17 protein-coding genes and 4 pseudogenes are annotated in these 22,476 nt (G+C 40.2%); 18 read left to right on the top strand and 3 right to left on the bottom strand.

What is annotated here, in order from left to right; translation table 11 throughout:
- The 9 genes from WAX46_RS09330 to WAX46_RS09290 all read left to right on the top strand — a co-directional run.
- Nucleotides 1-186, top strand: a 186-nt coding sequence (locus tag WAX46_RS09330) for an IS3 family transposase (RefSeq protein ID WP_336493384.1), incomplete at its 5' end; no start/stop codon positions are given.
- A gap of 101 nt (nucleotides 187-287) precedes the next feature.
- On the top strand, nucleotides 288-866 hold the full coding sequence (locus WAX46_RS09325) for a superoxide dismutase family protein (protein WP_336493730.1): 579 nt from the start codon (nucleotides 288-290) through the stop codon (nucleotides 864-866).
- A gap of 89 nt (nucleotides 867-955) precedes the next feature.
- On the top strand, nucleotides 956-1,831 hold the full coding sequence (locus WAX46_RS09320; protein ID WP_226568647.1) for an ATP-binding protein: 876 nt from the start codon (nucleotides 956-958) through the stop codon (nucleotides 1,829-1,831).
- Between the two features lie 11 nt (nucleotides 1,832-1,842).
- Nucleotides 1,843-3,759, top strand: coding sequence for a vWA domain-containing protein (locus tag WAX46_RS09315; RefSeq protein ID WP_226568645.1), 1,917 nt, complete (start codon nucleotides 1,843-1,845; stop codon nucleotides 3,757-3,759).
- Nucleotides 3,760-3,988: 229 nt separating this feature from the next.
- Entirely contained in the window at nucleotides 3,989-6,823 is a 2,835-nt protein-coding gene (gene sucA, locus WAX46_RS09310) for a 2-oxoglutarate dehydrogenase E1 component (protein ID WP_336493728.1), read from the top strand.
- A 14-nt stretch (nucleotides 6,824-6,837) separates the two neighbouring features.
- Nucleotides 6,838-8,076: a 2-oxoglutarate dehydrogenase complex dihydrolipoyllysine-residue succinyltransferase gene (gene odhB, locus WAX46_RS09305; protein WP_226568641.1), complete on the top strand. Its 1,239-nt coding sequence runs from the start codon at nucleotides 6,838-6,840 to the stop codon at nucleotides 8,074-8,076.
- A 199-nt stretch (nucleotides 8,077-8,275) separates the two neighbouring features.
- Nucleotides 8,276-8,992, top strand: coding sequence for a (Fe-S)-binding protein (locus WAX46_RS09300; RefSeq protein WP_336493727.1), 717 nt, complete (start codon nucleotides 8,276-8,278; stop codon nucleotides 8,990-8,992).
- Between the two features lie 21 nt (nucleotides 8,993-9,013).
- Entirely contained in the window at nucleotides 9,014-10,438 is a 1,425-nt protein-coding gene (locus tag WAX46_RS09295) for a LutB/LldF family L-lactate oxidation iron-sulfur protein (RefSeq protein ID WP_226568637.1), read from the top strand.
- On the top strand, nucleotides 10,435-11,163 hold the full coding sequence (locus tag WAX46_RS09290) for a LutC/YkgG family protein (protein WP_336493726.1): 729 nt from the start codon (nucleotides 10,435-10,437) through the stop codon (nucleotides 11,161-11,163). The genes WAX46_RS09295 and WAX46_RS09290 overlap by 4 nt, the downstream gene beginning before the upstream one ends.
- A 136-nt stretch (nucleotides 11,164-11,299) precedes the next feature.
- On the opposite strand, the gene WAX46_RS09285 is transcribed toward WAX46_RS09290, so the two are convergent.
- Nucleotides 11,300-11,491, bottom strand: coding sequence for a hypothetical protein (locus WAX46_RS09285; RefSeq protein ID WP_336493725.1), 192 nt, complete (start codon nucleotides 11,489-11,491; stop codon nucleotides 11,300-11,302).
- 761 nt (nucleotides 11,492-12,252) lie between these two features.
- On the opposite strand from WAX46_RS09285, the gene WAX46_RS09280 reads away from it, so the two are divergent.
- The 7 genes and pseudogenes from WAX46_RS09280 (at nucleotide 12,253) to WAX46_RS09240 (ending at nucleotide 19,804) form a co-directional block, all read left to right on the top strand.
- Nucleotides 12,253-12,963, top strand: coding sequence for a DUF421 domain-containing protein (locus WAX46_RS09280; protein ID WP_226568629.1), 711 nt, complete (start codon nucleotides 12,253-12,255; stop codon nucleotides 12,961-12,963).
- A gap of 226 nt (nucleotides 12,964-13,189) precedes the next feature.
- Nucleotides 13,190-13,771 (top strand): TetR/AcrR family transcriptional regulator, encoded by a 582-nt coding sequence (locus tag WAX46_RS09275; protein WP_226568627.1) that lies wholly within the window; start codon nucleotides 13,190-13,192, stop codon nucleotides 13,769-13,771.
- An 18-nt stretch (nucleotides 13,772-13,789) separates the two neighbouring features.
- The gene (locus WAX46_RS09270; protein ID WP_226568624.1) at nucleotides 13,790-16,933 is read left to right on the top strand and encodes a bifunctional cytochrome P450/NADPH--P450 reductase; all 3,144 of its coding nucleotides are present in this window, start codon (nucleotides 13,790-13,792) and stop codon (nucleotides 16,931-16,933) included.
- 182 nt (nucleotides 16,934-17,115) lie between these two features.
- Complete coding sequence (locus WAX46_RS09265; RefSeq protein WP_226568622.1) at nucleotides 17,116-18,024, top strand: trypsin-like serine peptidase; 909 nt, start codon at nucleotides 17,116-17,118, stop codon at nucleotides 18,022-18,024.
- 84 nt (nucleotides 18,025-18,108) lie between these two features.
- Nucleotides 18,109-18,279: pseudogene (locus WAX46_RS09260) on the top strand (transposase); the annotation flags it as partial.
- A 317-nt stretch (nucleotides 18,280-18,596) separates the two neighbouring features.
- Nucleotides 18,597-19,667: pseudogene (locus tag WAX46_RS15830) on the top strand (Rap family tetratricopeptide repeat protein).
- Nucleotides 19,668-19,669: 2 nt separating this feature from the next.
- Nucleotides 19,670-19,804, top strand: a complete 135-nt coding sequence (locus tag WAX46_RS09240; RefSeq protein WP_264188736.1) for a hypothetical protein — start codon at nucleotides 19,670-19,672, stop codon at nucleotides 19,802-19,804.
- A gap of 200 nt (nucleotides 19,805-20,004) precedes the next feature.
- Here the strand turns inward: WAX46_RS09240 and WAX46_RS09235 are convergent, their stop codons facing one another.
- Together WAX46_RS09235 and WAX46_RS09230 are read right to left on the bottom strand one after the other, a co-directional pair.
- Complete coding sequence (locus WAX46_RS09235; protein ID WP_336493718.1) at nucleotides 20,005-20,166, bottom strand: hypothetical protein; 162 nt, start codon at nucleotides 20,164-20,166, stop codon at nucleotides 20,005-20,007.
- Nucleotides 20,167-20,190: 24 nt separating this feature from the next.
- The gene (locus WAX46_RS09230) at nucleotides 20,191-20,799 is read right to left on the bottom strand and encodes a hypothetical protein (RefSeq protein WP_336493716.1); all 609 of its coding nucleotides are present in this window, start codon (nucleotides 20,797-20,799) and stop codon (nucleotides 20,191-20,193) included.
- Between the two features lie 483 nt (nucleotides 20,800-21,282).
- Between WAX46_RS09230 and WAX46_RS09225 the strand changes: the two are divergent.
- A pseudogene (locus tag WAX46_RS09225) lies at nucleotides 21,283-21,849 on the top strand (lytic polysaccharide monooxygenase auxiliary activity family 9 protein); the annotation flags it as partial.
- A gap of 162 nt (nucleotides 21,850-22,011) precedes the next feature.
- Nucleotides 22,012-22,462 (top strand): annotated as a pseudogene (locus WAX46_RS09220) (glycoside hydrolase 43 family protein); the annotation flags it as partial.
- Nucleotides 22,463-22,476: the final 14 nt, after the last annotated feature.

The raw sequence follows: 22,476 nt of genomic DNA, 5'->3' as shown, positions 1-22,476 counted from the left end.
GTTATCGAGAACTTCTTCGGTATCTTAAAGTCTGAATTTCTATACCTAAAAGAATTTGAGGACATCGAACACTTCAAGCAAGAACTTGAACAATATATTGATTACTACAATCACACACGTATAAAGACGAAACTAAAAGGCATGAGTCCGATACAATATCGAACTCATGCCTCGAAAGCTGTCTAATAAATACCGTGTCTAACTTAAGGGGGTGCACTTCAAATTCGGTTTTTTTTGTTTGTCCTCTCATGTGATTGTCCATACTGATATCAAAAGGGGGCAGTCATATGAAAATGTCAGTGTGGACGATCATGATTTGTTTGACCTTTCTTGTATCAGCATGTCATGCACCGCCGAAAAAAGAAACGACAGAAGAGAGCCGTGAAGCTGCAGCATCTAAGCAAGCGCCAATCACCACTTCATTGATCAATGAAAGTGGGCGAAAAATAGGAAGCATCGAAGTAAGGGAATCTTTTGCAAATGGACTCGATTTACATGTGAAAGCGAAAGGATTACCGCCAGGGCCTCACGGTTTCCATATTCATGAGACAGGTATATGTGAAACGCCGGATTTTGAAACGGCAGGTGCCCATTTTAATCCAACGCATAGGGAGCATGGCTTTGACAACCCAAAGGGGCATCATGCTAGTGATATGCCTAATTTAGAGGTGGGAGCAGATGGTCAAATTGATGTTGTCGTCAATGTACCAGATATAACCTTAAAGGGGGGTCCGAATCAATTGTTAGATCAAAACGGACGAAGCTTTATCATCCATGCAGAAGCAGATGATTACTTAAGCAACCCTTCTGGAAACTCTGGTAAACGCATTGCTTGCGGAGCGATCACAAAAGAAATGGGAAAATAACAGATGAAGAACCTTTATGTATTGAGTGCATAAAGGTTTTTTTAGTATACTTGTTGAGGAAAATGTTCGAAGAGAGGAATTAATCATATATGTTTAAACAATCACTCCCAGAAGAAATTCAAGCAATGATCGAAGCGAAAGCAAAGGTTCTAGAAGAAGAATTTCGTCCGCTCATCGGAACAGGTGGTTATGAATCACAGGATACTTCTATCATTCAAGATGCCATGATTGCGCTTGCGCTAGGAAAAAACGTCCTTTTAAAAGGGCCGACTGGCTCGGGTAAAACAAAACTAGCAGAAACCTTGTCCGCTTTCTTTAAACAGCCGATGCACAGTGTGAACTGCTCGGTTGACCTTGATGCAGAAAGCTTAATTGGCTATAAAACCATCCATAATGATGGTCAGGCCGCTTCTATTGAATTCATTGAAGGACCCGTTACAAAAGCGATGAAAAAAGGCCACCTTTTATATATTGATGAAATCAACATGGCCAAACCGGAAACACTACCTATTTTAAATGGTGTACTCGACTACCGAAAAATGATGACAAACCCATTTACAGGTGAAGTCGTCAAAGCAAAAGAAGGCTTTGGTGTTATTGCGGCAATCAATGAAGGGTATGTTGGTACAGTGCCTTTAAATGAAGCGCTGAAAAACCGTTTTGTCGTCATTGATGTTCCTTACATTGGCGGCGGTATTTTAAAAGGCGTGCTACAATCTCAGTCGGTTTTAAAGGATGAGCGGTTAATCGATCAATTCGTACAGCTCTCATCAGATCTCATTACACAAGCACACAATGGACAGGTTAGTGAAGAAGCAGCTTCCATCCGTGCGCTCTTAGATACATGTGATCTTGCGCAATATATCCCGCCGCTTCGTGCAGTTGAACGAGGGATTGTTGAAAAGCTAGAAGATCACCGGGAAAAAGCAGCGGTAAGAAATATCGCCCAAACATTATTCGAGTGAGGTTTTGACTTTTGAAATTCATCAAATTTAATGACAGCAGAATCGATTCATTTCTATTGATGGAATTAACGGATTTAGCCAAAACGTTAGCGAAAAGTGATGATGTAGAACTTGAATACGGTGTGCAATCCTACTATGAACCTTTTGAAAAGAAAATTTTCATCAGCCATTTTTGGGATGATCGTAAACAAGAAGACATGATAGCAGGGCTGAAAAGTGATGTTTTTTTGCGCGCAGTAGGGACAGTGCATAGTGATCTTACTGTGTTTGAGGACATCATCCGCTATGCTCACACACTATCAATTCCTGATGTATGTAAACAATTGTTTATGCTGTTTGAAGATATCCGGATTGAAGAACGGATTAAACGTGACCGCCCAGGAACAAAAAAGGTATTTAAACGTAGAAGAGAGCTTTACAGGCGTCACTTTAAGACGCAATTAACCATTAACCAAGAACGAAGCATTTTAACAGACGCATTGTTTTGTGCGATTTATGTGAAGCTGACAACTGATTCACCGTTAGAAGAGATTCCACCCCTTCACGAACGGATCAACCCAATGATACCGTTTATAGAATCGAGCCTTGAACGTGTCTATGAAGCAGGCTCAACATCTGACATCGCCACAATTGTGAAAGAATTGACCGAAGGCTTTGATGAGCTTCTTGAAAAAGATATGCTGAATACATACTTTTTCTTCCCGGAATTGGACTATGAAAAAGCGGCAAAAGAACCGCTGTTCCATGACTTAAAAAGAAAACCTAAAATAAGTGAGGACATCAAAGTTGACCGGGAAAAAGATGGGGATGAAGACATCCACCAAGAATATATGGAAGTTTGGCATAGAGAAACTGAAGCGCCATCAAAAAGCTTTCTTCAATTTGATTTAGAGCACGGCGGTAAAAGTGATCTCGGTAAGGATGCGGCAAGAGAAGGTGATGATGGAGATCAGGCGTTTGGAACTGTTCAAGGCTCTGCAAAACAAACACATCGAAAAGACTATTCAAAGCTTGAAGCACTAGAAGAGGCTAATGGGGAAGAAAGCGGAGTAGATGCTCATGAAAATGGAAAAGAGAACAAATATGCGTTTCCGGTGATGACTTCACCAGAGCCTCCAGTTCCAGAGCAAATAGATGTGTACAAGCAGTATGCAAAGGCGATAAAACCTTATCAAAAACAGTTAAAGCAAATGATTCAAAAAACACTAGAGCATAAAAAATCATGGCCAAAAACCGACCTTCATGCAGGACGTCTCAGTAAAAAGCTTGTCCGCTATTTTACAGAGTCTAACCCGCGTCTTTTCTATAAAAAACAGGCACCATCTTCTCAAATTGATGCTGTTTTTACCTTATTAGTTGACTGTTCTGCGAGCATGTTTGACAAGATGGATGAGACGAAAAAAGGGATTGTTCTTTTTCATGAAGCGTTAAAATCAGTTCAAGTACCGCACCAAATTGTTGGGTTCTGGGAAGATACAAACGACGCAACAGAAACAAGTCAGCCGAACTATTTCAACACAGTCGTGTCTTTCAAAGATTCTTTATTTGATGCAGGGCCTTCCATTATGTCACTTGAGCCAGAAGAGGACAACCGAGATGGCTATGCGATTCGCCAAATGACAAAAATGATTTTGAAACGAAGAGAAGAACAAAAATTTCTCATTGTGTTCTCAGACGGGGAACCAGCCGCATTCAGCTACGAGCAAAATGGGATCGTAGATACGCATGAAGCGGTTCTTGAAGCGAGGAAAAAGGGAATTGAGGTCATCAATGTGTTTTTATCCAATTCACCGATTGAAGAAGCGCAGATGAAAACCATTCAAGATATGTATGGCAAGTTCAGCATTTTTGTACCAGATGTCGATACATTACCAGATGTCTTATATCCATTACTGAAGAAACTGCTGTATAAAAGCATTGGGGCATAAGGTTTTGTTTTGCCCCTTTCTTCAAATTATTTTTCGGAATGATTTAAATTCTTTGTTTTTCTTTGAATTTTTTATCTTTAATTTAACAAAGAATGTAGAAAGTAATCCGAAACAGTGGTAAAATATTATTGGAAGCGTTTTATTACATAAATTTGGTCATTATGTTCTGGAAGTTATATCGAGATAGTGTTCAATCACTTGATGATCAAAGTTGGGGGTAGTGTTCAAAATGTTTCAAAATGATGTGAAACAACCGTTGAGTTGGGAAGAATTTCATGGTCCGAACCTCGGCTACGTGCTCGAGCTCTATGATCAATATGTCCAGGATCCTACTAGTGTTGATGAAGATCTAAGAGGCATATTTGATGAACTTGGTGCACCACCGAGTGAAATGAAGGAGGAAATTAGGAAAAAAGAAAATAGCGTAGTTACTTCTGAACAAATCCAAAAGATAGCATCAGTCGTTAAACTGGCAGAAGACATCAGAACGTATGGCCATTTAAATGCTTCCGTCAATCCTCTTCGTAAAGAAAAGGAATTACAAGAGCTGTTTCCTTTAAAGGATTACGGTTTAACAGAAGAAGATGTCAGGGATATTCCGATATCGATTATTAGTGCAAATGCACCAAAAAACATTTCAAACGGCATAGAAGCCATTAACCATTTGAGAAATACGTATAAGCGTACCATTTCATTTGAGTTTGATCATGTTCATGACTTCGAAGAACGAAACTGGCTCTTAAACTCGATCGAATCTGGTGAACTATTTATGAAAAAGCCAGCGGATAAACTGGTTTCTGTATTCAAAAGATTAACAGAAGTCGAGAATTTTGAGCAGTTCCTTCATAAAACATTTGTTGGACAAAAGCGTTTTTCTATAGAAGGATTAGACGCACTTGTTCCAGTACTTGATGAAATTATATCAGAGTCTGTTACACAAGGGACTTCAAATATTAACATTGGAATGGCACATAGAGGTCGTTTAAATGTATTAGCACATGTTTTAGGAAAGCCATATGAGATCATTTTCTCAGAATTCCAGCATGCGCCAAATAAAGAGCTTGTTCCATCTGAGGGCTCTATTGGGATCAGCTACGGATGGACAGGGGATGTCAAGTACCATCTTGGGGCTGACCGTCAAATTAAAGATGAAGATACAAAGAGTGCGAGAGTCACCCTTGCCAATAACCCAAGTCACTTGGAATTTATTGACCCGATTATTGAAGGAAGCACACGTGCCGCTCAGGAATCGCGTACTCAAAAAGGCTATCCAGTACAAGACGTTGAAAAGGCGCTAGCCATCTTAATTCATGGTGATGCTGCATTTCCTGGAGAAGGAATTGTAGCAGAAACATTAAATTTAAGCCAATTGGTCGGCTATCAAGTGGGTGGAACAATCCATATCATTGCAAACAATATGATTGGGTTTACCACTGAAAGCAATGAGTCTCGTTCAACGAAATACGCGAGTGACCTTGCAAAAGGCTTTGAGATTCCAATTGTTCACGTCAATGCAGATGATCCAGAAGCATGTTTAGCGGCTGTTCAGCTAGCTGTAGAATACCGTAAACGCTTCAAGAAGGATTTCTTAATTGACCTGATTGGTTACCGCAGATACGGTCATAACGAAATGGATGAGCCTTCTACGACTCAGCCAATGCTATACGATGCGGTCCGAAAGCATAAAACCGTTAAGAATATCTTTGCGGATAAGCTTGTCACAGAGGGCCTTCTGTCAAAAGAACAAAGAGAAGAAATCGAGCAGGCTGTGACGGCAAAAATAGAAGAAGCCTATAAAAAAGTGCCTTCAAAGAAAGAACATACGATTCAAGAAATCGAACTGCCAGAGCCAGTATCTAATGGTTTCCCAGCAGTTGACACATCAGTAGAATTTGATGTATTGAGAAAGCTGAATGAAGAATTGATTAGCTGGCCGAAAGATTTCCAAGTATTTGGTAAGCTAAAACGGATCCTTGAAAAACGTGCAAAGGTGTTTACAGATGCCCGTAAAGTGGAGTGGTCACTTGGGGAAGCACTGGCATTTGCATCTATATTAAAAGACGGTACGCCAATTCGAATGACTGGACAGGATTCAGAGCGAGGCACATTTGCTCAAAGAAACCTTGTTCTTCACGACAGCCAAACGGGAGATGAATTTATTGCTCTTCATGAACTGAGTGATGCTAATGCTTCATTTACAGTTCATAACAGTCCACTCTCGGAAGGCTCTGTCATTGGATTTGAATATGGTTATAATGTCTATTCTCCTGAAACATTGGTGATTTGGGAAGCTCAATTTGGAGACTTCGCAAATGCGGCTCAAGTGTATTTTGATCAATTTATTTCAGCAGGTCGCGCAAAATGGGGACAAAAATCAGGTCTTGTGATGCTCTTACCACATGGATATGAAGGACAAGGTCCAGAACATTCAAGTGGAAGAACAGAGCGCTTCCTGCAATCAGCTGCTGAGAATAACTGGACAGTGGCGAACCTGACAAGTGCAGCGCAATACTTCCATATTCTTAGAAGACAGGCGAAAATGCTGCTTCGTGAAGAGATTCGTCCGCTTGTCATTATGACACCGAAGAGCCTGCTTCGTAACCCGAACACATTATCTGAAGTCAAAGAATTAACGGATGGAGAGTTCCGTGCAGTTCTTGAACAGCCAGGACTTGTGCATGATCATGAAAAAGTATCACGCCTCGTTCTATCCAGCGGGAAGGTATCGATTGATATTAGTGATCGTTTTACTCAAATGGAAGAGCCGAAAGATTGGATTCATATTGCTAGAGTGGAACAACTATATCCATTCCCAGCTAAAGAAATTAAAGCAATTTTAACGAAACTGACGAACTTAGAAGAAATCGTATGGGTGCAAGAAGAACCACAAAATATGGGGGCTTGGGGATACATTGAGCCATATTTACGTGAAATTGCACCTGAAAAAGTAAAAGTACGTTACATCGGCCGCAGAAGACGTTCAAGTACGGCTGAGGGTGATCCAACTGTGCATAAAAAAGAACAAGAACGAATTGTATCTGATAGCTTGACTCGCAAAAACTAAGGGGGAAATGAAAAATGGCGGAAATTAAAGTACCTGAATTAGCGGAATCAATCTCGGAAGGAACGATTGCTCAATGGCTGAAGCAGCCGGGCGATTATGTTGAGCAGGGAGAATATCTGTTAGAACTTGAAACAGATAAAGTCAATGTCGAACTGACAGCTGAAGAATCTGGTGTGCTAAAAGAAGTGCTAAAAGATTCTGGTGACACTGTACAAGTTGGAGAAGTCATCGGAACCATTGTAGCAGGTGAAGCTGGCGGAAGCGAGTCCGCAGCTTTAGCACCAGCTTCGAAAGAAGAACCGGCAGCTGAACAAAAGGAAGAAGCAGCAAAAGAAGAGCCGAAATCTGGTAATGGCAGAACCATCGCTTCTCCTGCAGCTAGAAAACTAGCACGGGAGAAGGGGCTAGACTTATCTGAGATTCCAACCGTAGATCCGCTGGGCAGGGTACGAAAGCAGGATGTGGCTTCTTATCAAAAGAATGAAGCGCCTGCAAGTGCACCGAAAGCCGCGCCAAAAGCAAATGCTTCAGTGCAAAATGATCAAGCAGGGAAACCAGTTGAGCGTGAAAGAATGTCACGCCGGAGACAAACGATTGCTAAACGCTTAGTTGAAGTTCAACAAACGGCTGCGATGCTGACGACATTTAATGAAGTCGATATGACAGCTGTGATGGACCTAAGAAAGCGTCGTAAAGATGCCTTTTTTGAGCAAAATGATGTGAAACTTGGCTTTATGTCCTTCTTCACAAAAGCAGTTGTAGCAGCACTGAAAAAATATCCGCTTCTCAATGCAGAAATCCAAGGTGATGAGCTTGTCATTAAGAAATTCTATGATATCGGCATCGCTGTCGCTGCCAATGAAGGACTCGTTGTACCGGTTGTCCGTGATGCAGACAGATTGTCATTTGCAGGGATTGAAAAAGAAATTGGTCATCTTGCGAAAAAAGCAAGAGATAACAAGTTGTCTCTCAATGAGTTACAAGGTGGATCATTCACGATCACAAACGGAGGAACATTTGGTTCTCTTCTTTCAACACCGATTCTAAACAGCCCTCAAGTTGGTATTTTAGGGATGCATAAAATTCAACTTCGTCCTGTTGCGATTGATGAAGAACGTTTTGAAAACCGTCCAATGATGTATTTAGCTCTTTCTTACGACCACCGTATTGTTGATGGAAAAGAAGCAGTTGGATTCCTTGTCACCATTAAAAGCCTACTTGAAGATCCTGAGCAGCTATTGCTTGAAGGATAATGATTAAAATAAGAAGCTAGCACCTATTATGGTGCTAGCTTCTTTTGATGAAGCAATAAGTGGAATATGTCCAAATTTTAGACAAATCACTTCGTTGAAATTTCACAAATTTGGGGTTAAAATGAAATGAAGACTTATCATTTAGTCATCAGATGACCAGATATGAATCAAAGTGGAACAAAAGAAAGGAAGTTCGCGGATGAAAGTCAGTTTATTCGTCACCTGTTTAATTGACACAATGCAGCCAAATGTAGGAAGGGCGACAGTCGAGGTGTTAGAGCGCCTCGGTGTTGAAGTGGAATTTCCAGAAGCACAAGTGTGCTGCGGGCAGCCAGCCTTTAACAGCGGCTATACAAAAGAAACGATCAAAGCAGCGAAAAACATGATCAAAGCCTTTGAATCAGCTGAATATGTCGTGACACCATCAGGTTCTTGTAAGGCGATGTTTTTAGAGTATCCTCATCTTTTGAAAGAAGATCCAGTGTGGTCAGCCCAGGCTGAGGGGCTTGCTGCGAAAACCTATGAATTAACGGAATTTATTGTTGATATTTTACACGTGACAGATGTAGGTGCGAGTCTGAAAGGAATAGCAACCTACCATACCTCCTGCCATATGACGAGACTGCTAAGAATTAAGGAAGCGCCATTCACATTGTTGTCAAATGTCAAAGATTTGACGATTGAACCATTGCCTCGTTCAGAAAATTGCTGCGGATTTGGAGGAACCTTTTCAGTGAAAATGACACCCATTTCTGAGCAAATGGTCGACGAAAAAGTACAAAGTATAGAGGAAGCAGGCGCTGATTATATCATTGGTGCTGACTGTGGATGCCTGCTGAATATTGGTGGAAGGCTGAACCGTCTTGAAAAACCAATCAAAGTGATGCATATCGCAGAAGTATTAAATAGCCGCTGACGCTAAGAGGGGGAACGGCACATGAGTATGAAAATTGGAGAGAAGGCCTTTAAAGAGCGAATCGGGGAAGGCTTAGAAGACGCTGTCATGAGAGGAGCTGTTTCTTCGGCACAGGAGCGCCTGTATAAAAGGCGGTTGGCTGCAAGCGAAGAGCTTGGCAACTGGGAAAAATGGCGTGAACTTGGCGAGGAGATCAGGCAGCATACACTGGCCCATCTTGATGACTACTTATATCAATTAAGCGAGAGCGTGAGTGAACGCGGAGGCCATGTCTTTTTTGCAAAAACAAAGGAAGAGGCATCAGCGTATATTCAAGAGGTGGCACAAAAAAAAGCGGCCAAAAAGATCGTCAAATCAAAATCTATGGTCACAGAAGAAATTGAAATGAATCAAGCACTTGAAGAGATCGGCTGTGAGGTAGTTGAAAGCGATCTTGGTGAATATATTCTGCAAGTAGACGATCATGAATCGCCTTCGCATATCGTGGCACCTGCTCTTCATATGACAAAAGAGCAAATACGGGAAGTGTTTCACGAAAAGCTTGGATATGACATGTCAGACACCCCTGAAGATATGACGAGCTTTGTGAGAGCGATATTACGAGAAAAATTCCTCGAAGCCGATATTGGCGTGACCGGCTGTAATTTTGCTGTGGCGAACACAGGCTCAATTTGTCTTGTGACAAATGAAGGGAATGCGGATTTCGTCACTGCTATACCAAAGACACATATAGCAGTCATGGGGATGGAGCGGCTTGTTCCAACGATGGAGGAGCTTGATGTCCTTGTTGGACTTTTGTGCAAAAGCGCAGTCGGTCAAAAATTAACAAGTTATATCTCCGTCGTGGGGCCAAAAGGAGAAGGAGAGGTCGATGGGCCAGAAGAGTTTCATTTGGTCATTGTTGATAACGGGAGGTCAAATATATTAGGTACACCTTTTCAGCCTGTTCTGCAATGTATTCGGTGTGCAGCTTGTATTAATGTATGCCCAGTTTATCGGCATGTTGGCGGACATGCGTACGGATCGATTTATCCGGGTCCGATTGGCGCTGTTCTCTCGCCACTTCTTGGCGGCTATGATGACTACAAAGAGCTTCCCTTTGCATCAAGCTTGTGTGCAGCCTGTACGGAAGCTTGTCCCGTGAAAATTCCACTTCATGAATTATTAGTCAAACATAGACAAGTCATCGTTGAAAAAGAGGGGATAGCGCCCAAAGCTGAAATGATGGCCATGAAAATGTTTGGAATGGGGGCATCGACTCCCAGCGTGTATCAATTTGGAACAAAGGTAGCCCCTGCTTTGATGAATCGTATGGCCTCAAATGGACGGATTTCAAAAGGAATGGGTCCTTTAAAGAATTGGACAGATATTCGCGACCTGCCAGCTCCAAGTAAAGAGAGATTTCGAGATTGGTTTAAAAAGAAACAAAAGGAGGAGCGGGAATGAAAGGAAGCATTTCTCATCGAGATTCGTTTTTAGCTCATATCCAGCATCAATTAGGCAAAGGTCCCTCTCTATCTATCCAGCGTCCGGTATGGAAACATCAAGTACATTGGGAAACAAACGGGCTTCTGTCTAAAGAAGAATTGGTGGAGCAATTAAAGAAGCAATGTCAACAAATTCACACAAGAGTGATTGAAACAACGCCGCAGGAAGCGCCGTCTGCATTATGCTCAATAATGGCAGAGTATGGAGAGGGTGAAGTGATGACTTCAAGCGATAGCCGTTTTGGTCAATATGGATTTCACCCTATGTTTGTCGGCTTGCAAAAAGAAGGCATCGCAGTCACTAGCTGGGAAGCAGATGCTTCAAGGTACGAAAATATAAGGCAGGCAGAAAAAGCGAAATATGCAGTTGTGTTCAGTGATTACACACTTGCAGAATCAGGAACGGTTGTTGTTTCATCCCATCAAGGTCAAGGAAGAGCACTTCATTTTTTACCAATGATGTATATTGTGTGTATAGAAAAGAGCACGATTGTTCCACGAATGATTCAGGCCGTTTCGGCTTTCAATCGGTCGGTAGAAGAGAGGGAGCAGCCAAAAGGAGCCATTCATTTTATATCAGGTCCGAGTAATTCTGCCGATATTGAAATGAATTTAGTGGTTGGTGTTCATGGTCCGTTTCGAGCCGTTTATCTACTAATAGATAATGAATCAGGGCTTTCATAAGTTTTAAAAATCATCTTGCCGCTTGTGATTTCAATTATGGCCATTTCGTTTTCTTCTATTATTGTCAAATGGTCGAGTGCTCCTGTCTCTATTTTAAGTGATGGCAACAAAAAAATCCGGTTAATCCCCGGATTTTTTACTCTTTTAAATTGTTTTTTTTAATCACTTCGTTTAATCTAGCTTCGACTTTCTTAAATTCCAATCGTTTTCTTTTGAGCATTCGAAACGCAATAACAATGAATGTCACAATAAAAGCAATGAATAGAAGCGAAAACACTTGAAATATGATATCTCCAATGTTGAATGCTACATTTTCTCCATTAGACACGAGATAGTCCTCCCTTTATATCTATATATTACTATAATAAACAAAAGGTTGATATTTATCCATAATTTATTTGTAATGGTAAAAATATTATTCATTATAGGAGAACCAATATGAGAACTTTAGTCTATTTACGAGGTCTCCCAGGTGTAGGTAAGTCAACGTGGATCATAGCAAGGCTTAGAGCCATTTCCTTTAAATCCATCTGTTGACCCAGCCCCCGCAGTTATCAATCAATGGAAAACCGGAAATTACAAGCAAACAGGTCATAAAGTCTGGTCTTTATTATTTGATTTACTCACAGCCCGAATAGATGCGGGACCTTTACTGTGATTAATGCAACACATGTTACAAGTAAGTCGATTTCTCAATAGAAATCATTAGCCACTACGTATTGTTACAGGGTATATATTTCACGCAAGTGCCACTTGACACAGCTTTATTACAAAAAATAGTATAAAGCGTCGGCTGACCTATGAAAAAGCGCCATTTTCTGAAGTGAAAAGACTAAGTGAACAAATCGAAATGCCATGCAAGCAGAAAGTAGCTGCGTTTCATGGTTGGACATCTTTCAATAAATGGTATCAGTCCGTATCTCATGATGACTCGATCAAAGAAGAGGGATATGTCATTATTGAGCTGCGATTACATTCGAGTAAAGCGAAGCTACTCAATTGCATAATGATGGAATAAATGCATAGTCTAAAAAAGAGTCTTTTCTAAGAAAAGGCTTTTTTTCATGAAATGGAAAGGTGGAATCTTAAATGCCTGATTATATCGAAGTGATTGTTCGGACGATGTTTGCTTTTGCTATTTTATTTGGCGGAGCTCGTCTTCTTGGAAAGCAAACCATTGCGCAAATGAATATTTTTGATTTTATTGCAGCTATCAGCTTAGGTTCAATTGCGGCGAACCTTGCGTTTAATACCACGCTTCCGCTTCATCACACGACGATCTCTTTTCTGTCACTTGTTATCATTATTTATGTCATTTCTTTGCTTGCTTTAAGAAGCCGGAAGATGAGAGGATTTATGGCCGGTAAACCAACGCTTGTGATACAAAGTGGCAAAATTCTTGAAGACAATATGAAGGGCATGAGATATACACTTGATTATTTAAACCAGCAGCTCAGAGAAAAAGGTGTGTTTGATATTAGTGAAGTTGAATTTGCGATGATTGAAACAGATGGGCATATGTCAGTGAAAAAATATCCTTCATTTGAAAATGTAACGCGAAAGGATATTAATTTGTGGATGAAGGCAGAGCGTTACATGCCAATTGAAGTCATCATGGACGGAAAGCTCATTTTGAAGAACATCCATGAAAACCAATTATCGGAGCAATGGGTACATGAAGAACTTCAAAAAAGGCAGCTGACCTTACAAGACATTGTATACGCCGTGCGTGCCAGTAATGGGAGCTTATATATTGATACATATGACGATGACATTCATTCTCCAATCGATCAGGAATGAATGTGTAGGGCCCATGTCACCCCCGCGTCACGAATTTGACAATATTTATAAGCCTTTTGGATGCATACTGACTAAGTATCATTTCTCAATTATTATTATTTTTAGAAAATGTAGTGACGGAGCAAAATAAGTATGTTTAAGTAAAATAGAAGAAACTAAAATATTAATATAATATGTCTCATGCGGAATGAACATTCATTCCTAATCATTAAGAGGAGAGGATGAAATGCCATTAGCTAATGATAAACAGGAGCAGATCATGAAGGCTTCACTTGATTTATTTATTGAACGAGGATTTGATGGCACTACGATGCCAATGATTTCAAAAAATGCCAATGTTGGAGCGGGAACCATTTACCGGTATTTCGATAGCAAAGAAGCGCTCGTGAATATATTGTACCAGCGAAGCCTTACAGCATTTATCGACAAAATGAATACAAACAGTCCAGATCCAAAAGCAAGTATCAGGGCTTATTTCAAGCATATCTTTTATTGCTTGGTTCTGTTTACAAAGGAGAATCCAAGTGGTCTTTATTTCTTAGAAATTGATAAACGGTCACATTACTTAGATGATACGAGTAAAGAAAAAATGCAGCATTTGTTAAATGAGCTATTTCTCATCTTTGAAGAAGGGAAGAAGGATGGGATTCATCCAAATCTCTCGGGAAGAACCATTTTATCGATTGTATTTGGTGCTTTTGTACAGCTTCATAAACAGATTCTTGCAGAGGAAATAGAGCCAACGATTGAATTTTTAGAGGAAATTGAGCAATGCTTATGGCGCGCCATTAGCGTTGCCTCATCATGAAATAAAGGGAGTGGACACATGAAACAAACATCAATCATTCCAAAACCAAAAACATACGGACCTTTAAAAAACATCCCCCTTTTAAAGAAGGGAGAGCTTGCTCAAACTTTTTGGCGTTTAGCAGATGATTTAGGGCCAATTTTTCAGTTTGAATTTACAGGTCAAACAAGTATTTTTGTTTCAAGCCATGAACTTGTTAGCGAAGTGTGTGATGAGAGCCGTTTTGATAAATACATTGGGGTTAGTCTCGACAAAGCCAGGGCATTTGCAGGGGATGGGCTATTTACTAGCTGGACAGCAGAGCCGAACTGGAAAAAAGCCCATCAAATTTTGATGCCTGCCTTTAGCCAGAAAGCAATGAAGGGCTATCACGAAATGATGCTCGATATTGCAACACAGCTTGTGCAAAAATGGCAAAGGTCAGGCCGAGATGAAGAAATTGAAGTAGCAGAAGATATGACAAAGCTCACTTTAGATACGATCGGACTATGCGGGTTTGATTTTCGGTTTAACAGCTTTTATAAGGAAAATCAGCACCCTTTTATCGAAAGCATGCTGAAAGGTTTAATTGAAGCAATGGATCAAACGAGCAGATGGCCGTTTGCAGATAAACTAATGATTAAAAGAAAAAAAGAATTTGAGCAAAATGTCGATTTTATGAAGCAGTTAGTAGATGCCATTATTAGGGAACGGAAAAACCAAGATCATACAGGCGAGGATTTACTGTCTCTCATGCTGCATGCAAAGGATCCTGAAACAGGTGAGAGATTGTCGGATGAAAATATCCGTTATCAGATCATTACTTTCTTAATAGCTGGTCATGAAACAACAAGCGGACTGCTATCATTTGCAATTTATTTCTTACTAAAAAACCCAGACAAATTAAAGAAAGCCGTTCAAGAAGCGGATGATGTGCTGCAAGGCGGACTGCCGACATATAAGCAGGTGCAAAAGCTAAGCTACACCCGTATGGTCCTAAATGAGGCACTTCGCCTCTGGCCCACAGCACCTTCTTTCTCACTTTATGCGAAAGAAGATACAGTCATCGGAGGGGAATATCCGATTAAAAAAAACCAAAGTGTCAGCGTCCTGCTTCCTAAATTACATCGGGATCAAGCGGTTTGGGGAGAAGATGCAGAAGAATTTAAACCTGAACGTTTTACGTACCCTGAAAAGATTCCGCAGCATGCCTATAAGCCATTTGGAAATGGCCAGCGTGCATGTATTGGTATGCAATTTGCACTTCATGAAGCCACCATGGTTCTGGCTATGGTGCTGCACAATCTGGAATTGATTGATCACACTTCATATGAGCTGGATTTAAAAGAATCCCTAACGATCAAGCCAAACGATTTTAAAATCAAAGTGCAGCCAAGAAAGCAGCAATTCTTTATGCCACCAACGAAAGAGGAATCGAAAAAAAGCAATGCCACTAATGAGTCAAAAGTGGCCAGTCACGGTACGCCTCTGCTTGTCTTGTATGGATCAAATCTTGGCACTGCACAGCAGATGGCCAACGAATTTGCTGAAGATGGAAAATCAAAAGGGTTTGACGTGACAACTGCACCACTTGATGACTATACCCGCCAATTACCTGAGTCAGGCGCTGTATTGATCGTGACGTCTTCATACAATGGGCATCCGCCTGACCATGCGAAACAATTTGTGGAATGGGTGACGCAGGATGAGGAGCAGGATTTATTAAACGTGACATTTGCAGTGTTTGGGTGTGGAGATCGAAATTGGGCGAGCACATATCAGCGTATCCCTCGTCTCATCGATGAATCACTTGAAAGAAAAGGAGCGAAACGTGTTGCTGATTTAGGCGAAGGCGATGCAGGCGGTGATATGGATGAGGATAAAGAAACATTCCAGAAGACTGTCTTCGAAGAGCTTGCAAAAGCATTTAATTTAACCTTGCAGGAGAAAAGTCAGGAAAAGCCAAATCTATCAATTGATTTTACGAATGAGTTAGTGGAACGTCCTGTGGCGAAAACATATGGTGCCTTTTCAGCTTTTGTATTGAGGAATCAAGAATTACAATCTGAAAAAAGTCAGCGCCAAACAAGACATATTGAACTCAAATTGCCTGAAGGGAAACAATACAAAGAAGGGGATCATATCGGGATCGTACCGAAAAATAGTGATGTGCTCGTACAGCGGGTGACCAATCGCTTTAAACTAGATCCTCAGCAGCACATTAAGCTCTCTTCTGAAAAAGACACCAGTCATTTACCATTAGATCAGCCGATTCAAATCAGAGAATTATTGGCGTCCCATGTTGAGATTCAAGAGCTTGCGACCCGTACGCAGCTAAGAGAGCTCGCAAAATATACGGTATGTCCGCCTCACCGCATTGAGCTTGAACAAATGGCAGGTGAAGCCTATCAAGAGGCCATATTAAAGAAACGAGTGAACATTCTGGATTTATTAGAACAATATGAAGCGTGTGAGCTGCCCTTTGTTCACTTTTTGGCTCTATTATCCGCTTTGAAGCCGCGTTATTACTCGATTTCTAGCTCACCAAAGGTAGATGAAAAACGGCTCAGTATCACAGTAGCTGTTGTGAAAGGCGAGGCATGGAATGGCCGTGGAGTATACGCCGGTGTCGCATCAAACTACTTATGTGGTCTACAAGAAGGAGAAGAAGTGGCTTGTTTCCTGCATGAAGCACAGACAGGATTCGAGTTGCCTCCTTCCCCTGAAACCCCAATGATCATGATCGGACCAGGAACAGGAATCGCCCCATTCAGAGGGTTTGTTCAGGCAAGGGAAGAGTGGCAGAATGAAGGAAAACAACTAGGTGAGGCTCATCTATATTTTGGCTGTCGTCATCCTCATGAAGACGACCTGTATTTTGACGACATGCAGCTTGCAACGCAAAAAGGAGTTGTCACCATTCACCGGGCCTACTCTCGTTATGATGAGCATAAAGTGTATGTCCAGCACTTGATTAAAAAGGATGGCGCCATGCTCATTGAATTACTTGACCAAGGTGCTTATCTGTATATTTGCGGGGATGGAAAAGTCATGGCACCAGATGTAGAGGCTACGCTTGTCGATCTGTATCAAACCGTGAAACAGTGTTCGAAAGAAACATCTGAAAATTGGCTGATTTCACTTTCTAATGACAATAGATATGTAAAAGATGTGTGGAGCTAACTCACAGAGAAAACCGTCGATCTGGCGGTTTTTTCTTTGTTCATAGATAGAATAGATGTTTAAAGAGACAAAACAACTAATTTCAAAATTATATATTTTGTAAAAAATGAGAATATTCTCTCATTTACTCCAATATGAAACAATTATATGATTTTAATTATAGAATAAAAAGGAGGAATATGATGAAAAATTTGAAAAAGTTAATCCCTTCTCTACTCGTTTTTGGTGCTTTAAGTGTGCCTAGTTTTGCCCAAGCCACATCGGATTCAGTAGGAACGTCTGATTATGACATGGTGACTTCTGACGGAAAGGTGATCTCTTCAGCAGACTTCCACAAAGATACGAAAGCCCCCTTATCCTTTGATCAAGTGGATGATCTTTCTTCAACTGTTGGCGAAAAAGTAAAACCACTAACTAAATATTTAAAAGACTATCAAACAAAAGTAGTCATTGGAGACGATGATAGAACAAAAGTAGAGAACACAAGAGTTGCGCCATACAATTCTATTGCTTATATAACATTTGGCGAATCTAGCTGTACTGGGACACTCATTGCCCCTAACAAAATTTTGACAAATGGACACTGTGTGTACACTACGTCGACAAGAAGTTATAGTGAAAAAGGGTCTGTATATCCAGGCATGAATGATAGCACTGCCGTGAACGGCTCAGCAAATATGACCGAATTCTATGTACCAAGCGGATATATCAATACAGGCGCGAGCCAATATGATTTTGCCGTCATTAAAACAGATACGAATATCGGAAATATGGTCGGATACAGCTCAATCCGACAGGTGACAAATCTGACTGGAACAACGATTAAAATCTCTGGATATCCAGCTGATAAAATGAGATCAACTGGTAAAGTGTCACAATGGGAAATGTCAGGTCGTGTGACAAAAGAAGATACCAATCTAGCATACTATACGATTGATACGTATAGCGGCAATTCTGGCTCTGCGATGCTAGATCAAAACCAACAAATCGTAGGGGTTCATAATGGGGGTTATTCAAACGAGACGATTAATGGCGGTCCAAAAGCTACAGAAGCCTTTGTAGAATTTGTAAACTATGCGATAGCGCAATAAAATATCGAGCATAAAGCTTGTAGACAAAGTCTACAAGCTTTTTTGTATAATAAGGGTAATAACACAATTCTGCGGGGGATGAACATGTTATCGAAACGTGAAGAAGAGAGAAGAAATCAATTAAAAGTAGTGGCTTTAGATGAATTAGTGCCTGAAGATCATTATAGTTCTGACAACGGTAGACCAAGTGTGGATCCCGTTGTTCTCATTAAAATGGTTTTGATCCAATATCTCTTTGACATTCGCTCTATGCGTCTGATTCAGTAAACTCCCTCAGCGTAAAGAAAGCAATCATAATTGTTTTTTGATACTCGTTTTCAAAAGGCATGATTAAACCTCAACAAATGAAACACTAAACTAAACATAAGTTAGATTAAATTAAAATGTATAGCCATATTTAGAATTGAGGTTAACGGGTGTAGCATATGGCTATACACTCTACATAAAAAAATATTTTTTATTGCGGGATGCCGAAAATTTGATTTGTGAGATCAATTCTTTTACATCATATGTAAAAAACATGTTAAAATTATACAAGAGATTTATTTAGAAGGGGGTAAAGGGATGTCGGGATAATTGCCTCTGTAGATGTAGCCAACACTCTCAACAAATGGTATTTACATATAAAAAAGAGGGAAGTTTCGCAAGCGGTAGAGTTGAGGGATGAGATTCAAGATAGGGAAAATGGAAGAAAATCAAGATGTTTTACTCTATTTTAATATTCTCGATTACAGATTTAAGGTGCTTATGGAAGATTTAGTAGGGCAACCAACAATAACAGAAAGTGAAAGAGTCAAAACAGATGACATGTTGAGGTTCTACTTTTATCTGTTCAAAGGAATGTATGAGAGTGCAAAGAATAACTATTCAGAAGCTCTAGCCCTGTTCAGAGTAGCTGAGGGACAATTGGACAAGGTTTATGATGAGATTGAAAAGGCTGAGTTCCATTATAAAATTGGCACACTCTACTATTTCAATAAGGTCACGCTCCTTTCTCACCATCATTTACAAACAGCAAAGGACATCTATAAGGCACATGATGGATACCGTATACAGACAATAAACTGTAATATGTTGTTGGCACTGAATTTGATTGATGATGGTAGACTAGACAAAGCTGAAAGAATCCTTTTGGAATGCGTTGATAGGCTGATTGAGAAGAATGATAAGAGATTGATAGCTTTGGCTTATTATGATCTAGGATTCCTCAAAATTCAGGATAATCAACATATAGAAGCAATTGAATACTTTAACAAAGCAATTTCCACACATGATCTAAAACAGTCATCTCCTGTTTCTTACTTACAGTGAAATTTGCAAGATCAAGTTATAAGTCAGATCAAGTGGATCAGGCAATCAGTTGGGTAATTGAGGGGAAAACCTTTTCTAAAGAACAGCAGAACACAAATTTTATTCTGAAATTCAATGTCCTTGAGAAATGTTATACAGCACCACAGGAAAATTATGAGGACATTAAGAAAGAGCTATGTTTTTTGGAAGAAAGAAAGGCATATGTTGATATTGAGGCTTTAGCTCCTGATGTTGCCTCCATATATAAAAAGTTAAATCTTTATGAAGAAAGTAACTACTTCTTGGAATTGGCTTTAAAATCTTGTACGCTTATAGGAAAGGAGGTCATATGATCATGAAAAAAATAATGATGATTATTTCTACTGCTTTGCTGATAGGTGCAATTCTTGGAATCCCTGTTCTACAACATACCCAGGCAGATGCCAAAAGTGAGACAGTTTTACTTTCCTCAAGAGGTGCAGGATCATAAAAGGTATCAATATGGTTTTAATCGACCGCTACAGATCAGCCCTGTAGGTTGAATGGTTAAAAATAGATAAAATGGATTAAAGTATAAGACTCCTTATGGTATTCTAGTAAAGAATATTTCATAAAAGGAGTCTTTTTTATATGAAAATATTAGTCAGCTGTTGAAAAAAAACCTACTCAAATGAGAAAGGGCTTTGTTGTTCATCGAATTCTAATCGCAATAAACTTTGAAATAAATGATGAATAGACACTCGATGTTCCAGGTGTTGTTTCAAAAACTTTGTAAACCTTCCCCTCATCTTTAAGCATGTCACCATGGACAAGTCCATCCGTAGAACCGAATGAGAAAACTTCAGGTATCATACCTCTTAATCCTTCGCTCACACTTCAATAAATTACATTGCTCATCAATATGTTTTCACTAATTTTATTCTTACCGCCTAATCCTAAATAAGTGAAGCAAGTGATTGGAGCAGTTACAGAATAATCATTTTTGATATCAGTTACATACAATCTTCTACTATTTCCAATGCTACTTGATGCAAAGACACAAGCACTCCACTCATGTTCATCTGCAAAAGTAATTGGGACACCTATATAATTTAATGTAGATGGCAGAGCAAGTGAGAGAGAATAATGAGTCAAAAAGATAAGCCTATCCTTATTGCAAATATAGTAAAGTTCAATGGGCTGATTCGGGAGAATTTCCGATTGATAAGTTACTATAACAGCTTTCCAAGTATCATTGTTTTTTGCAAATGTGCCAGAGACCCCGGAAGACCCCGGTAAGTATTTTCCTGATAATCTCATTGAAAAAAATCTTGAGTTAGAATTTGAAAAGGATGCTATTGAGTTAGTGCTTACACTCGCAATGTCCCTTATCTGAAAATAAATTTCCTTCTTTCCATCCTCGCCGTTTGAAAACATTACATCATAATCAGTGGATGTTCTACTTGAAATGTTTTGCCATCCTGATTCAAGCATAATTTGTTTCAACTTTCCATACAAATCTTTCTTTAAAACAGTTGTTTTATTGAAAATAGTATGAAGTTCAAAAATGCGGATTTGAAGGGTCTACAAATTCATTATTGCCCCAACAGATGATTGATTATAAGTCCATCATCAATGAGCACATTTCAAAAAACGTGAAACAAAGCGTGCGATTCGGAAAGATTCCGTCCGGTGCTGTTCGTTCATGATTTCAGCCAGCCCCGAATTTTTTGAGGGGCTTTCGTAAAGCGCAAAAAGGCATTTTTTCAATCGAATTTGGCGTTTCTTCAGGAGCGCTACGGAAAAGAAGTCGAAAAAGTCATGAGAATGTCCCTTGGCATTATAACGGTCAGATGTTAAAATCGAATGGGTAATATTGGAATGGTCGCGTATGTTTTCTCTTTGCATCAATACCCGTCTCAACACTTTGAAAAGAGAGGGGATTGTAACGTGTATCGTTTGCCAAAAACCACCTTTAGCACTGCTTTCATTTTAGCAGCCGGATTGCTGTGGTTGTCCATTGTTCCTCAGCAGGCCTTCGCTCATGGTTTTATCAAAAAACCGGGGAGCAGAGCGGCTCTGTGCAGTGAGGCTTTCGGATTTCTCAATCTGAATTGTGGGAGTGTGATGTATGAGCCGCAAAGCCTGGAAGCGAAAAAAGGGTTTCCGCATAGCGGCCCGGCAGATGGACAAATCGCATCCGCGGGCGGACTGTTCGCCGGAATTCTTGATCAGCAGTCGGAAAATCGCTGGTTTAAACATATCATGACCGGCGGAGAACACACCTTTACCTGGACATATACCGCTCCCCACAATACGAGCCAATGGCACTACTATATCACCAAAAAAGGATGGGATCCTGACAAACCGCTTAAGCGCGCAGACTTTGAACTGATTGGTGCCGTTCCGCATGACGGTTCCCCTGCATCTCACAATTTATCTCACCACATTTATATTCCTAAAGACCGCCTCGGGTATCATGTCATACTTGCCGTTTGGGATGTGGCTGATACTGAAAACGCTTTCTATCAAGTGATTGATGTTGATCTAGTGAACAAATAAAGCCTGGTCTTTTCTTGATCTGTTTGGAAAACCGATTTGTGAATCAGCGGGTTTTGGTGCAAACAAAAAAATAAGCGATCCAAAACCCTGGCTCTCCAAAACATGCCGGGGTTTTTGAAATTCGCTATTTCTATTTCTTCATATTTAAGAGCTATATTCTTTCCAGAAAACTTTCAGCAAGTTGCTGGTCTTGTGAATTATTATAATACGGAAAATTGGACAGCTCTTCATGTGACATATGACGAGACACTTGACCGTATCCTTGAATTATCTGTCTGTCAAAACCGACCTTTTCTCAGCCGTTGACAAAAAAATCGTCATTCCAGACGGGGTCACGTATGTGTCTTTAAAAGTGACCGTTCACCGGGAGACATACACGTATTCTTATTCTTTTGTCAACAAGAGTGGGAGAAGGTGGATGTGCTGTTTGAATAAAGCCATTTATCCGATGATTTCATTCGCTGAGTCGGATTCTTTACAGGGGACTTTACGGGTATGCAGTGTCAAAACACAAGCGGAATGTGTTTGCCTAGATTTCAAATACTTTCGCTATGAAGAAACGGGAGAAAAAAAAAGACAACGCTGTCAAGCTGTAACAATATCCTAATTTGAAATGAAACA

The organism is Bacillus sp. FJAT-53060 (assembly GCF_037104745.1).
In the GTDB taxonomy this organism is placed as follows: domain Bacteria; phylum Bacillota; class Bacilli; order Bacillales; family Bacillaceae; genus Bacillus; species Bacillus stratosphericus_B.
This window is presented reverse-complemented; position numbering and strand designations above follow the sequence as displayed.